Source organism: Chelatococcus daeguensis, assembly GCF_001887265.1.
Taxonomy (GTDB): Bacteria; Pseudomonadota; Alphaproteobacteria; order Rhizobiales; family Beijerinckiaceae; genus Chelatococcus_A; species Chelatococcus_A sambhunathii.
Genome location: NZ_CP018096.1, coordinates 271,090 through 284,847, shown reverse-complemented (window position 1 = coordinate 284,847; position 13,758 = coordinate 271,090). Strand labels below are relative to the sequence as shown.

Sequence of the window (13,758 nt, the reverse complement as noted above, 5' to 3'; positions counted from 1 at the left end):
TCAGGCAATCCGCTTTGCGGTGTTGCGCGCGGCGAGCGCGAATAGGACGAGGCCCATCCCCGCCATGACGGCGATGGCGGGCAGGAACATCGACCAGATATCGCCGGCGAGGAACACGCTCTGCAGGCTCGGGATCAGGTAGCGCGCCGGCACGATCAAGGTCAGCCACCGGATCGGCGCCGGCATGGAATTGATCTCGAAGAGGAAGCCCGACAGGAGGAACGCCGGCAGAAAGCCGGACATGAGCGCCAGCTGCGAGGCGAGGAACTGGTTCTTGGTCACCGCCGAGATGAGGAGCCCCTGCCCAAGCGCCGGCATGAGGAAGGCGGCCGAGAGCCCATAGAGAGCGACGAGCGAGCCGCGGAAGGGCACGCCGAAGAGGAAGACGGCGAGGCCGACACAGAGCGTCATCGCGGCAAGCGCCAGCACGAAATAGGGCAGGATCTTGCCCATCAGCAGCTCCGCCGCGCTCACCGGCGTCGCCATCAGCGCCTCCATGGTACCGCGCTCCCATTCGCGCGCGATGACGAGCGATGTCAGCAGGGTGCCGACCAGCGTCATGACGATGGCGATGGCACCCGGTACCAGGAAGTAGCGGCTGGCGAGCTCCGGGTTGAACCAGAAGCGCTGCTCGACAGCGATGCCGACCGGGGCCGATGCGGTCTCGCTCGCCCGCACGGCTGCCCAGGTGGCGACGACACCGCGCGCGTAGTTCTGCACGAAGCTTGCGGTATTGGGCTCGGCTCCGTCGACGAGCACCTGGATGGCGGCAGGGCGGCGGCCGGCGAGATCGGTGGCGAAGGTCGACGGGATGACGACGATACCACGCACGCGGCCGAGCACCAGCGCCTCCTCGAATTCACGTCGGTCATGCCCGTCGATGACATCGAAATAGCGCGAGGCGCGGAAACTCGCCGCCAGATCCTGCGCCGACGGCGTCGTCTCCTCGACGACGAGGCCGATGCGGGTGCGTGTCGTGTCGAGCGATACGCCGTAGCCGAAGAGGAAGATGAGGATGAACGGCAGCACGAAGGCGATGAGGATGCTGCTCGGATCGCGCACGATCTGCAGCGCCTCCTTGCGCACGAGCGCCCCGAGCCGCCTGAGACGGCCGGTGCAGTCCGTGCTGTTGCCTTTGCTCGTCATGCCGCCTCGACCAGACGTGATCGCTCGATGAGGGCGATGAAGGCATCTTCCATTGTGGGATCGGGCCGCTCGGGGCATGCAACGCTCGCCCGCAGCGCGTCCGGCGAGCCGAGCGCGATGGCCCGCCCGCGATAGATGAGCGCGATGCGATCGCAGTATTCCGCCTCGTCCATGAAATGGGTGGTGACGAGGACCGTCACGCCCTTCTCGACGAGGCCGTTGATATGGGTCCAGAACTCCCGGCGCGTGACCGGATCGACGCCGGACGTCGGCTCGTCGAGGAACAGCGCGGCCGGATCGTGCATGACAGCACAGGCAAGCGCGAGGCGCTGCTTGAACCCCAGCGGCAGATCCTTCGCCGATATGCCGGACTGGGGGGACAGGGCGAAGACCTCCTTCATCAGCGCGATGCGCTCACGGCGACGCGGACCGGCGAGTCCGTAGGCCCCGGCGAAGAAGGCGAGGTTCTGATCGACGCTGAGATCGCCGTAGAGTGAGAATTTCTGCGCCATGTAACCGAGCTGGTTGCGCGCCTCGGCCGACTCGCGTCGAAGATCGAAGCCGGCGACCCGGCCTTCGCCGCTCGTCGGCTTCAGGAGGCCGCAAAGCATCTTGAAGGTGGTCGACTTGCCGGCCCCGTTCGGGCCGAGCAGGCCGAAGATCTGGCCGCGCGGGATGGAGAAGCTGATGTCGTCGGCCGCGGTGAAATCGCCGAAACGTTTGGTGAGCCCCCGCGCCTCGATGACGGCCTCGTCGCCGCCAGCGGCCCGCATCGGGCTCGCCTCCGCCAGTTGCGAGCGCCCGCCGGGCCCGCCGCCGAGCATGTCGATGAAGGCGTCCTCGAAGCGCGGCGGCGTCGGCCGCACCTCGGCGCCCACCCCGGCCCGGCTCCTGGCCTCAGTGATGGCCGCGTCCCTCTCCTGCGCTCCCTCCGCGACGACGAGGCGAATGGCCTCGCCCTGGATAACGCCGTCGACGATGCCGCGACCGCCGAGCACCTCGGCAAGCACCGCGCGCCTGCCCCGCCCGACGCCGGTCAGCCTGAAGACACGGCCATCCACCTGTCGGGTGAGATCCGCCGGCGGGCCGGAGAAAAGCAACTCGCCGGCGTTGAGCAGCAGCACGCGGTCGCAGGCCTCCGCCTCGTCGAGATAGGCCGTCGACCACAGGACGCCGATGCCATCGCCGGCAAGTTCCCTGACCATTGCCCACAGGTCGCGCCGGGATACCGGATCGACACCGACGCTCGGCTCGTCGAGCAGCAGCAGCCGCGGCTTGGTGAGGAGCGCGCAGGCGAGGCCCAGCTTCTGCTTCATGCCACCGGACAGGCGGCCTGCGAGGCGCCCGGTGAAGCGCCTGAGATCCGTGAAGGACAGGAGCCGCTCGAAGACCTCCGCGCGTTCGGACGAGGCGAGCCCCCGCAGGTCCGCATAGAGATCGAGGTTCTCGGCCACCGACAGGTCCTCGTAGAGCCCGAAGCGCTGGGGCATGTAGCCGATCGCGGCCTGCACCGGCGCCATGTCGCCGCGGGTGTCGAGGCCAAGCACCGAGAGGCGACCCTCATCCGGTAGGAGAAGGCCTGTCATGAGGCGGATCAGCGTCGTCTTGCCGGCGCCGTCAGGGCCGACGAGGCCGGTAATGCCGCCCTCGACGACGCACGAGACACCCCGCAGTGCAGGCGCCTGCGGGCCGAAGCGCATGGTCACGTTCTCGATGCGGACGACGGGCTCGGCCATCTCATCCGCCTCCCGCCTCCGCCGCCGGCCGGGGCACCCTGACCGTGACAGGCATGCCCTGCCTGAGGCTGCCGTCCGGCGCGTCGACGACGATGCGCAGGCGATAGACGAGATCGGTCCGCAACGCCGGGGTCTCCACCGATTTCGGCGTGAACTCGGCCACCGGCGAGACGAAGCCGACCGTGCCCCGGTGCGCACGTCCCGGCTCCGTGTCGTTCGTCACCTCCACCGGCAGGCCGGGCCGGATGCGGCCGAGGTCCGGCTCGCCGACATAGGCGCGCACGAAGACGGGCGCTTCGAGCGACAGCACGTAGACGACGTCGCCGCTTGCCACGATGGCGCCCGGCTCCTCGACGCGAGAGAGAATGACGCCCGCGGACGGCGCATGAAGCTCGGTATCGGCGAGAGCGGTTCGCGCCGCCGCCAGGCTCGCCCGCGCGGCATCGAGATTGGCCCGGGCGGCGGCGATATCCTCCGGCCGCGTGCCGTCCTCGAGGAGTCGCAGGGCGGCGCGGGCCGACTCGACCCGTGCCCGGGCCATGTCACGGGCCGCCGTCGCCTGATCGAGATTGGCCTGCGAGGCGGCGCCGCTCGGCCTGAGCTGGTTCTGCCGCTCGTAGGCGAGCTGAGCATTCTCGAAATCGGCCTGCCGTTCAAGATAAGCCGCCCGTGCCTGCTCGATTTCCGCCCGTCGCGGCCCCGCCATGAGTTTGTCCAGCACGGCCTCGAGACTCGCGACCTGCGCCTCGGCGGCGCGAACGGCATCCGCGGCCGGTCCGGCATCGAGGCGGGCGAGCGGCTGCCCGGCCTCGACCCGATCACCCTCGTCGACCAGCGCCTCGGCGATTCGGCCGCTGACGCGAAAGCCAAGGCGCGCCTGCCGGATGTCGACATTGCCGTAGAGGGTCAACACCTCGCCGCGGCTCTCCCGCCAGCCGACTCGGCCCGGCAGGTCGAACCACCAGCCGGCGGCAGTCGCGGCAAGGGCAAGAGCGAGGAGGATGGCCGCCTTGCGGCCTCTGCTGCCGCTCACGGGGCACCTCCCGGCCTGAGATCCGCCACGAGCGTGCGGGCGAGGCGCCGCACGCGGCCTGTCTCCTCCGGACCGATCGCCTCCCAGCCGAGCTGGTGCAACACCGCCGCATGTGCCACGCGAAACACCATCACGCCGCCGAGCAGAGCAAGGGTTCTGAGACGCACGCCGTCGGAGTCGGGATCCGCCGCGACGAGGATGCCGACCAGCCGGCGGGCCACGTCGAGCGTCGGCTCCATGACACCTCCGTAGATGCGCTGGAAGGCTTCCGTCGGCGCCATCTGCTCGCGGATCAGGAAACGCGCCCAACGCTCCGAGTGCGGGCTGACGAAGAGCGCCGCCATCGCCTCGAGCATCTCGGCAAGAAGGGCCTGCGCCTCCTCCCGCCCGATCGAAGCCCCTGCCCCTTCAGCCTCCGAGAGCCTTTGGCGCAGCCGCTCGCGCAGGGTGGCGACATGAGCCTGGATGAGCCCCGCCAGATGCTCGGCCGTCGCAAGATAGAGCCCTTCCTTGCTGCCGAAATAGTAGGGAATAGCCTGGAGGTTGACTTCGGCCGCATCGGCTAGCTTGCGCGTGCTGGCGCCGTCGAAGCCGAACAGGCCGAAGACATCGATGGCTGCGTTCAGCAGCCTTTCGCGGGCGGCATCGCCGCGCCGCGGCGGCGGATCGTGCGTCGTTGACATGGAGACAGCATATGGTCAACCGTCGAACAAGTCAATCGAATGAATGACGATTACTGGCTGCCTCGCACCCCTCAAGGCTGCGGCGGCGCCATGCATTAACCATAGATCTCTGAAATATATACCGCCCGTGTGCCGTCGTTGACTTTTTGTTAACCGCTCCGTTAAGTGGTTCAGTTGTTTCTTTCGGGGAAAATCTATGCGTATTCTGCTCGTTGCGGGGGCACTCGCGCTAACCCTGGCCGCTTGCCAGACGGCCCAGGAATCGGCGGTCGATGCCGAGTTCACCTGTCGTGAAGCCGGCCTGCGGCCGGGCACGCGCTCTTACGACCGCTGTGTCAATGCAGCCTATAACAGCAACCGCCGTCAGGCGGACCAGGCGGCCTCACAGGTCGCGGTCGGAACGGCCGCTGCCCTCGTCGGCGGCGCCGTTCTGGGGGCGGCGACCGCTCCGCGCGGCTATTACTATCGCTGCAACGCCTGGGGTTGCTGGTAACAGCCGGACGAAGCCGCAAGTAAAAGCCCGGCAGGAGGCCGCTCCAGCCGGGTTTTCTTTGCGAGGCGCCGATCCTCAGTCTTCCTGCGGGATCGGCAGGGGGAAGAGGGGCCGATAGGGCCTGGCTTCGTCCACGGCGCGTGCGAAGGACGGGCGCGCCAAGAGCCGGCTGCGATAGGCGTGGACGTGGGCGCAGGCCGCCGGGATGGGATGCGTCCAATGAGCATAGAACAGGAACGGCGCCGCCCCGCAGTCAGCTAGGGTGAATGCCTCTCCCGCCGCCCAGACCCGCCCGGCCATCACGCCGTCGAGCCAATGATAGGCCCGATCCAGCATCTCGCGCGCCTCGGCGACGCCGCGGCCGTCCTTCTCCGCTTCGCTCCGGAGGGCGTCGAGGACGATCTTCTGCTGGGGCGTCGAGATGTAGTTGTCGAAGAAGCGATCCATCAGCCGCACCTCGAGCGCCACCCGCGGGTCGTCCGGCACCAGCCGATACACGCCCGAATGATAAAGATCGAGATACTCGATAATGATGCTGGCTTCCATTACCGGCCGGCCGTCATCGATCAGCACGGGAAAGCGCCGCAATGGCCAGATGGCCGTCAGATCCGCCATCGCCTCGGGCCCATCCAGCATGCGCAGCGCGAAGGGCACATCCTTCTCGTAGAGCGCCACCAGCGCCTTCTGGCAATAGGAGGAAAAGGGATGAGCAAAGAGCGTCAGCGTCACGGCCGGCCTCCTCGTTCTCGTAAGGCAGATGGCCCAGCCGAAGCCGGATCATCCCGATCGGCCACCGTGCCCGCCAGAAACTGATTGCGCATTGCAATCGGTTCCCTTCTCCTCCATCTGATTGTAGTTTGCAAGCAGATAGTGAGGTCCCGCGTTGAGCAACGCCCGTCGGTCCGGCTGCCCCATCAACCTGACGCTGGAGCTGCTCGGCGATCGCTGGAGCCTTATCGTCATCCGCGATCTCATGTTTGGCAATCGACGGCACTTCCGCGAGTTGCTCGCCCTGTCGGAAGAAGGAATCGCCTCGAACATCCTCGCCGACCGCCTGAAGCGGCTTGTCGCGGCGGGGCTCCTGACGAAGAGCGCCGATCCGGCCCACCGGCAGAAGGCCGTCTATTCGCTGACCGAATCGGCGATCCAGCTCGTGCCATTGCTTGCGACGATGGGTGCCTGGGGCTGCCGCCACACGCCAGCGTCACCCGAATTGGCCATCCGGGCCAAGCTGCTCGAGGACGGCGGCCCGCCCTTGTGGGAGGCCTTCATGGACGAGTTGCGCAGCCTGCACCGTGGCTTGCCGGCCACGGGCCCATCCGTGCTGATGCGGTTGCAGGCCGCCTATGAGGCAGCCGTCGCTCCTGGCACAGTCGGCAGTCCTTGAAGCAGGGTGCCGACCACCCCGCCCTACAGCGGCCGCTTCAGCCTTCTGGCGAGGACACCGATGATGCCCTCGCGGAACAGCATCACGCAGATGACGAAGATGACGCCCTGAATGACCGTGACCCATGCACCGAGATGGGCAAGGTAGTTCTGCATCGTCACGATGACGGCCGCCCCGACCATGGGACCGAAGACCGTGCCCATGCCGCCGACGAGCGTCATCAGCACCACCTCGCCCGACATGGTCCAGTGCACGTCCGTCAGTGAGGCGAGCTGGAAGACGATGGCCTTCGTCGCCCCCGCGAGGCCCGCCAGCGTCGCCGACAGCGTGAAGACGACGAGCTTGTAGCGGTTGGTGGCGTAGCCGAGCGAGATGGCACGCGGCTCGTTGTCGCGAATGGCCTTCAGCACCTGGCCGAAGGGCGAGTGGATGATGCGGTAGATGAAGAGCACCCCAACGAGGAAGATCACCGCGACGACATAGTAGAGACTCGTGTCGCGCGACAGGTCGATGAGGCCGAACAGGTGCCCGCGCGGCACGGCCTGGATGCCGTCCTCACCGCCCGTAAAGGGAGCCTGCAGCGAGAAGAAGAAGACCATCTGAGCGAGCGCCAGCGTGATCATGGCGAAATAGATGCCCTGCCGGCGAATGGCGAGCGAGCCGAAGACGAAGCCCAGCGCGGCCGCGGCCGCCGTGCCGAGGAGGATGGCGACTTCGGGCGGCATGCCCCAGACCTTGGCCGTGTGGGCGCAGATGTAGCTCGCCGTGCCGAGATAGGCCGCATGACCGAACGACAGGAGGCCGCCGTAGCCGAGCAGCAGGTTGAAGGCGCAGGCGAAGAGCGCGAAGCACAGCACCTTCATGAGGAAGACCGGATAGAGCAGGAACGGCGCCACCGCGAGGAAGATCGCAATGCCGACGAAGATGGCCCGATGCAGATGAGCGGCGTCCACCGCCGCCCGCGCGCTCGGCGCCGCTGCCATTCTTTCGCTGACGCTCGCCATCACGCGGTCCTCCCGAACAGTCCGGCCGGCTTGACAAGCAGCACCACGACCATGACGACGAATATCACGGTGGCAGCAGCCTCCGGATAGAACACCTTGGTCAGCCCCTCGATGAGGCCGAGTCCGAAGCCGGTGACGATGGAGCCGAGGATCGAGCCCATGCCGCCGATGACCACGACGGCGAAGACGACGATGATGAGGTCGGCTCCCATGTTGGGATTGACCGAATAGATCGGCGCCGCAAGGACGCCCGCGAGCGCAGCGAGACCGACACCGAAGCCGTAGGTCAGCGTGATGAGCCGCGGCACGTTGATGCCGAAGGCCTGCACCAGCGTCGGGTTCTCGGTCGCGGCACGCAGATAGGCGCCGAGCCGCGTCTTCTCGATGACGAACCAGGTGGCGAGGCACACCGCGAGCGAGGCGACCACCACCCAGCCACGATAGTTGGGAAGGAACATGAAGCCGAGGTTGCGGCCTCCGGCGAGTTCCGGCGGTATGCTGTAGGGCAGACCCGAGACGCCGTATTGATTGCGGAACAGTCCCTGGATGATGAGAGCGAGGCCGAAGGTCAGCAGCAGGCCGTAGAGATGGTCGAGATCGCGCAGGCGCGCCAGGAACAGCCGATCGATGACGATGCCCATGGCGCCGACGATCACCGGCGCAAGGAGAAGCGCCCACCAGTAGCCGATGCCCGCGTAGTTGAGCAGCATCCACGCCACGAAGGCGCCCATCATGTACTGGGCCCCGTGGGTGAAGTTGATGATGTTGAGGAGCCCGAAGATGATCGCGAGCCCGAGGCTCAGGATCGCATAGAACGAGCCGTTGATGAGGCCGAGCAGCAGCTGGCCGAAAAGCGCCTGAGGCGGAATTCCCAGAAGTTCGAACATCTCTCGACCGGCCCGTACACGCGCGGCAGGGAGGCCGGGGCGGCACGGCCGCCCCGGCGCTTCAGGTCAGCCCTTGACCAGGGGGCATTCACCCTGATCGAGCGGCCGGAAGGCCTCGGCCGCGGGAATGGTGGCGACGAGCTTGTAATAGTCCCACGGTCCCTTCGATTCCTCGGGCTTCTTCACCTCGAAGAGATACATGTCGTGGATCTTGCGGCCGTCGGCCCGCACTTGGCCCTTGCCGAAGAGCGGATCGTCGGTCGGCATCTCCTTCATCTTCGCCATCACCTTGGCGCTGTCCTTGTCCTTCAGCGCCTCGACGGCCTTGAGATAGTGCAGCGTGCCTGCATACACACCAGCCTGGACCATGGTGGGCATCTTGCCTCCGCTCTTCTCGGCGAAGCGCTTGGCAAAGGCGCGCGTCTCGTCGTTGAGGTCCCAATAGAAGGACTCGGTCAGCACCAGACCCTGCGCCGTCTGCAGGCCGAGAGCATTGACGTCGGTGATGAAGACCAGCAGCCCGGCCAGGTTCTGCCCCGCCTGGGTGATGCCGAACTCTGCCGCCTGCTTGATCGAGTTGATCGTGTCGCCGCCAGCATTGGCAAGACCAATCACCTTGGCGCCGGACGACTGGGCCTGCAGCAGGAACGACGAGAAGTCGCTGCCCGGGAAGGGATGGCGCACGGTGCCGAGCACCTTGCCGCCCGACTTCTCGACGACGGCGATGGTGTCGCGCTCGAGCGCATGGCCGAAGGCATAGTCCGCCGTCAGGAAAAACCAGGTGTCGCCGCCGGCCTTGACCATGGCGCTACCGGTACCGTTGGCGAGCGCCCATGTGTCATAGGTCCAGTGCACCGTGTTGGGCGAGCATTGCTTGCCGGTAAGGTCGGACGCCGCCGCACCGGAGTTGATGAAGATCTTGTTCTTCTCGCGCGTGATCTGGTTGATGGCAAGCGCGACCGACGAGGTTGGCACGTCGAGGATCACGTCGACGCCATCCTGGTCGTACCACTGGCGCGCGATATTGGAGCCGATGTCGGGCTTGTTCTGGTGATCGGCCGAGACGATCTCGACGTTGATGCCTTTGTCCTTGGCCTTGAAATCCTCTACCGCCATGCGCGCGGCGATCACCGAGCCCTCTCCGGAAAGGTCGGCATAGGTGCCCGAGCGGTCGTTGAGCACGCCGAGCTTCACCGAAACCTGGGCCTCAGCCCCGCCGGCGAACAGGGCGACGAGCGCCGTGGCCAGCAACATGCGTCCGGTCTTCATGGACTTGTTCCTCCTCGTCTCTTCCCCACTGCGGCCAAGCCGCAGGCGCTAGACGCCCAGATAGGCGTGCAGCTTGTCGATATTGGCGTCGAGTTCCGCGTTGGGGATCATATCGACCACCCGCCCCTGCTCGACGACGTAGTGCCGGTCCGCCACACGGGAGGCGAACCGGAAGTTCTGCTCCACGAGGACGATGGTGAAGCCCTCGCTCTTGAGCCGCGCAATGGTGCGCCCGATGTCGTCAACGATGACGGGCGCAAGCCCCTCCGTCGGCTCGTCGAGCAAAAGGAGCCGCGCCCCCGTGCGCAGGATGCGGCCGATGGCGAGCATCTGCTGCTCCCCTCCCGAGAGCTTGGTGCCCTGGCTCGCGAGCCGCTCCCTCAGATTGGGGAACAATTCGAAGATCTGCTCCACGGAGAGGCCGCCGGGCCGCACCTGCGGCGGCAGGAGCAGGTTTTCCTCCACCGACAGCGAGGAGAAGATGCCGCGTTCCTCCGGGCAGTAGCCGATGCCGAGCCGCGCGATGGTGCGCGACGGCATGCGCACGGTCTCAACCCCGTCGAAGACGACGGAGCCGGTGCGTTTCCTCATGATGCCGATGATCGACTTCAGCGTGGTCGTCTTGCCGGCGCCGTTGCGTCCGAGCAGCGTCACCACCTCGCCCGGCGCCACGTCGAAATCGATGCCGTGCAGCACGTGGCCCTCACCATACCAGGCGTTGAGGCCGCGCACGGAAAGGAGCGGCGCCGTCGCCGCCTTCGTCGCGATGTCGCGTGCCGCCTCAGGCATGACCGGCTCCTATATAGGCCTCGATCACGGCGGGATTGCTGGAGACGGTGGAGTAGTTGCCCTCCGCCAGCACCTTGCCGCGGGCCAGCACCGTGATGTGGTCCGACAGCGAGGCGACGACCGACAGGTTGTGCTCCACCATCAGGATCGTGCGGTTGGCCGAGACGCGCCGGATCAGCGCGGCGATGCGCTCGACGTCCTCGTGCCCCATGCCCGCCATCGGCTCGTCGAGCAGGAGCATCTCGGGATCGAGCGCCAGCGTCGTCGCGATCTCCAGAGCGCGCTTGCGGCCGTAGGACAATTCGACCGCCGGCAGCGCCGCGAAATCGGTGAGCCCAACCGCGTCGAGCAAATTGAGCGCCTCGTCGTTCAGCGCGCGCAGAACGCGCTCCGAACGCCAGAAGTCGAACGAACCGCCGCGCTTGCGCTGCAGGGCGACGCGCACGTTCTCGAGCGCCGTCAGATGCGGAAAGACGGCGGAGATCTGGAAGGAGCGCACCAGGCCAAGCCGGGCGACGGTCGCCGGCCTGAGCGCGGTGATGTCGTTCCCCTTGAAGGTAATCGTCCCCTTCGTCGGAGTGAGGAATTTGGTCAGAAGATTGAAACAGGTCGTCTTGCCGGCCCCATTGGGACCGATGAGCGCATGGATCGTGCCCCGGCGGATGTCCAGACTGACCCCGTCGACCGCTACGAACCCCTTGAATTCAATCGTCAGATCCCTCGTCGATAGAATGATATCGGCGGTCACGATGCCGTTCTGTCCTCTGGGCTTTTTTATTTTGAGCCTTGTGCTTGGACTGTGCACCGCCTCGCGCTTCAAAATCAACCGGCTTTTGCGCCGAAAGGATGCGCATGATTGGGAATGGACCGCCGCAGACCCGCCGGGGCAGCCGGTTGGCGCCGAATCCGGCCGATTCCCTCCGTCACGCGAAGCGCTTCGCCCCGGCGACGCACAGGACGACGCCGGCGGTGACGGCCATCATCGCCGTATCGACACTCTCGCCGAGCAGCGCCGCGGCGATGGTGAGGCCGAAGAAGGGCTGCAGCAGCTGCAGCTGGCCGACGGCCGCGATGCCGCCCTGGGCAAGGCCGCGATACCAGAAGACGAAGCCGATGAGCATGCTGAACAACGACACATAGGCAAGACCCAGCCAGGCCTCCTGCGAGGTGCCGGCGAAGGAGGCGGGCATGGTGAGGAAGGCGAGCAGCACCATCACCGGCAGGGCAAGCACGAGCGCCCAGGAGATGACCTGCCAGCCACCGAGGCGGCGCGACAGCACCGCCCCCTCCGCATAGCCGAGGCCGCAGGCGACGATGGCGCCGAGCATCAGGAGGTCGCCGGTCAGCGAGGCGGAGAAGCCGCGGGAGGCGGCAAAGCCGGCGACGAGCGCGCTGCCGAGGCAGGAGAACAGCCAGAAGATGGGGCGCGGCCGCTCGCCGCCGCGCAGCGTGGCGAAGATCGCCGTCATGAGCGGCAGGAGCCCGACGAAGACGATGGAATGGGCGGCCGTGACGTGGCGGAGCGCCAGCGCCGTCAGGAGCGGAAAGCCGACGACCACGCCGAGGGCCACGACGACGAGCGGGCGCAGGTCCTCGCGCCGCGGCATCCTCTGCCGGAAGAGGACGAGGAGCGCGCCGCCGCACAGGCCGGCGATCACCGCCCGCGCCAGCGTGAGGAAGACGGGGTCGAATCCCGCCACCGCCACGCGCGTCGCCGGCAGCGACCCGCTGAAGATCAGCACGCCGAGGAAACCGTTGATCCAGCCGCTCACCGACCTGTCCATCGCATCCGCTCCCGATGCCGTGGTATCGCGCGGTGGTGCTGGCGGCGCCAGAGACAGCTCAGTACAATCTGCGATTACTGTTCTGGTTCATGGAGCAATACAGTTGCAATGAACGCCCCATTGCCCCGGGAGGCCGGCAGCCGCGTTGCGCAGGTCGCAGCCGCCATCCGCGCCCGCATCGCGGAGCGCTCGCTGGCGCCCGGCGCGCGACTGCCCTCCATCCGCAAGCTCGCCGCCGCGATGCAGGTGTCACCGTCGACGGTGGTCGAAGCCTACGAGCGTCTCGTCGCCGCCGGTGCCATCCGGGCGCGCCGCGGCTCCGGTTTCTACGTTTGCGGTCCGTCGGCACCGCTGACCCTGAGCGCACTCGCTCCCCGGCTGGAGCGCGCCATCGATCCGCTCTGGGTGTCGCGGCAGGCCCTCGAGACGGACCAGGGCGTGCTGAAGCCCGGCTGCGGCTGGCTCCCGTCCGACTGGATGCCGCAGGAGGCGCTGCGACGCGCGCTGCGCACGCTCGCCCGCTCGGGGGCGGATGCGGCCCTCGCCGACTATGGCACGCCACTCGGCCTGCCCGCGCTCCGCCAGCTCATCGCCCGGCGCATGGCGGAGCGCGGCATCGCCGCTTCACCCGACCAGATCATCCTGACCGAATCGGGCACCCACGCGCTCGATCTTCTCTGCCGCTTCCTCCTCAGCCCCGGCGATACGGTGCTGGTCGACGATCCCTGCTACTTCAACTTCCTCGCACTCCTGCGGGCCCACAGGGCGAAGGTCGTCGGCGTGCCCATGACACCGGCAGGGCCGGACGTGGAACGCTTCGCCGCCATCCTCGCGGCCGAGCGGCCCCGGCTCTACGTCACCAATGCCGGCCTGCACAACCCGACGGGCGCCGTCGCCTCGCCGGCCGTCGCGCATCGCCTGCTGCGCCTCGCCGAGGCGCACGACCTCACCATCGTCGAGGACGACATCTTCGCGGATTTCGAGGAGGAGCCGGCCCCGCGGCTCGCCGCGCTCGACGGGCTCGAACGCGTCATCGAGGTCGGCAGCTTCGCCAAGACGCTCTCGGCCTCGGCGCGATGCGGCTTCATCGCGATGCGGCCGGACTGGATAGAGCCGCTGAGCGATCTGAAGACGGCCACGAGCTTCGGCGGCGCGCATCTTGCCAGCCACATCGCCTTCGCCATTCTCGCCGACGGGGGCTACCGCCGACATATGGAGAGCGTGCGGACGCGCCTTACCCGCGCACGCCAGCGCACGCTGGCGCGGCTCGGCGCGCTCGGCATCGCGCCGTGGGTGGAGCCGCGCGCCGGCATGTTCCTGTGGTGCCGCCTGCCCGAGGGGCGCGATGCCGCCGCAGTCGCGCGTCATGCGCTCGGCCGGGGCGTGGTGCTGGCGCCCGGCGATGCCTTCAGCGCCTCGCGCAGCGCGGCGGCCTTCCTGCGCTTCAACGTTGCCCAGTCCACGGACCCGCGCATCTACACCGTTCTCGCCGAAGCGATGGCGACGTGAAGCGGGGGGTCGGCATCACGCTGCCCCACCCCGCTCTG

At 67.5% G+C, this 13,758-nt stretch carries 14 protein-coding genes; 3 read left to right on the top strand and 11 right to left on the bottom strand.

All coding sequences use genetic code 11. The annotated features are described in order from the left end of the window. From BOQ54_RS18265 to BOQ54_RS18250, 4 genes are read right to left on the bottom strand one after another with little or no spacing between them, the layout of a single operon-like run. On the bottom strand, window positions 1-1,146 hold the full coding sequence (locus tag BOQ54_RS18265; protein ID WP_071924677.1) for an ABC transporter permease: 1,146 nt from the start codon (window positions 1,144-1,146) through the stop codon (window positions 1-3). After that, the gene (locus BOQ54_RS18260) at window positions 1,143-2,882 is read right to left on the bottom strand and encodes an ATP-binding cassette domain-containing protein (protein ID WP_055458650.1); all 1,740 of its coding nucleotides are present in this window, start codon (window positions 2,880-2,882) and stop codon (window positions 1,143-1,145) included. The genes BOQ54_RS18265 and BOQ54_RS18260 overlap by 4 nt, the downstream gene beginning before the upstream one ends. A 1-nt stretch (window position 2,883) precedes the next feature. Continuing rightward, window positions 2,884-3,915 (bottom strand): secretion protein HlyD, encoded by a 1,032-nt coding sequence (gene hlyD, locus BOQ54_RS18255; protein ID WP_083586063.1) that lies wholly within the window; start codon window positions 3,913-3,915, stop codon window positions 2,884-2,886. Continuing rightward, complete coding sequence (locus tag BOQ54_RS18250; protein ID WP_071924676.1) at window positions 3,912-4,598, bottom strand: CerR family C-terminal domain-containing protein; 687 nt, start codon at window positions 4,596-4,598, stop codon at window positions 3,912-3,914. Before BOQ54_RS18250 ends, hlyD begins: the two co-directional genes overlap by 4 nt. Window positions 4,599-4,794: 196 nt before the next feature. Here BOQ54_RS18250 and BOQ54_RS18245 point away from each other — a divergent pair, with 196 nt between their 5' ends. Next, window positions 4,795-5,091, top strand: a complete 297-nt coding sequence (locus BOQ54_RS18245) for a hypothetical protein (RefSeq protein ID WP_071924675.1) — start codon at window positions 4,795-4,797, stop codon at window positions 5,089-5,091. A gap of 75 nt (window positions 5,092-5,166) precedes the next feature. Here the strand turns inward: BOQ54_RS18245 and BOQ54_RS18240 are convergent, their stop codons facing one another. Next, window positions 5,167-5,820: a glutathione S-transferase family protein gene (locus BOQ54_RS18240; protein ID WP_071924674.1), complete on the bottom strand. Its 654-nt coding sequence runs from the start codon at window positions 5,818-5,820 to the stop codon at window positions 5,167-5,169. Window positions 5,821-5,974: 154 nt separating this feature from the next. Between BOQ54_RS18240 and BOQ54_RS18235 the strand changes: the two genes are divergently transcribed. Beyond that, on the top strand, window positions 5,975-6,478 hold the full coding sequence (locus BOQ54_RS18235) for a winged helix-turn-helix transcriptional regulator (protein WP_071924673.1): 504 nt from the start codon (window positions 5,975-5,977) through the stop codon (window positions 6,476-6,478). Between the two features lie 23 nt (window positions 6,479-6,501). Here the strand turns inward: BOQ54_RS18235 and BOQ54_RS18230 are convergent, their stop codons facing one another. The 6 genes from BOQ54_RS18230 to BOQ54_RS18205 form a co-directional block, all read right to left on the bottom strand. Continuing rightward, on the bottom strand, window positions 6,502-7,482 hold the full coding sequence (locus BOQ54_RS18230; protein ID WP_071924672.1) for a branched-chain amino acid ABC transporter permease: 981 nt from the start codon (window positions 7,480-7,482) through the stop codon (window positions 6,502-6,504). After that, the gene (locus BOQ54_RS18225) at window positions 7,482-8,369 is read right to left on the bottom strand and encodes a branched-chain amino acid ABC transporter permease (protein ID WP_055458656.1); all 888 of its coding nucleotides are present in this window, start codon (window positions 8,367-8,369) and stop codon (window positions 7,482-7,484) included. Before BOQ54_RS18225 ends, BOQ54_RS18230 begins: the two co-directional genes overlap by 1 nt. A 66-nt stretch (window positions 8,370-8,435) precedes the next feature. Then, window positions 8,436-9,638, bottom strand: coding sequence for an ABC transporter substrate-binding protein (locus BOQ54_RS18220; RefSeq protein ID WP_055458657.1), 1,203 nt, complete (start codon window positions 9,636-9,638; stop codon window positions 8,436-8,438). Window positions 9,639-9,686: 48 nt separating this feature from the next. Further along, entirely contained in the window at window positions 9,687-10,427 is a 741-nt protein-coding gene (locus BOQ54_RS18215; RefSeq protein ID WP_055458658.1) for an ABC transporter ATP-binding protein, read from the bottom strand. Then, window positions 10,420-11,175, bottom strand: coding sequence for an ABC transporter ATP-binding protein (locus BOQ54_RS18210; protein WP_071924671.1), 756 nt, complete (start codon window positions 11,173-11,175; stop codon window positions 10,420-10,422). The genes BOQ54_RS18215 and BOQ54_RS18210 overlap by 8 nt, the downstream gene beginning before the upstream one ends. 175 nt (window positions 11,176-11,350) lie before the next feature. Continuing rightward, the gene (locus BOQ54_RS18205; RefSeq protein ID WP_071924670.1) at window positions 11,351-12,211 is read right to left on the bottom strand and encodes a DMT family transporter; all 861 of its coding nucleotides are present in this window, start codon (window positions 12,209-12,211) and stop codon (window positions 11,351-11,353) included. A gap of 108 nt (window positions 12,212-12,319) precedes the next feature. On the opposite strand from BOQ54_RS18205, the gene BOQ54_RS18200 reads away from it, so the two are divergent. After that, a complete protein-coding gene (locus BOQ54_RS18200; RefSeq protein WP_071924669.1) occupies window positions 12,320-13,720 on the top strand; it encodes a PLP-dependent aminotransferase family protein in 1,401 nt (466 codons plus the stop codon). The last annotated feature ends 38 nt before the right edge of the window (window positions 13,721-13,758 follow it).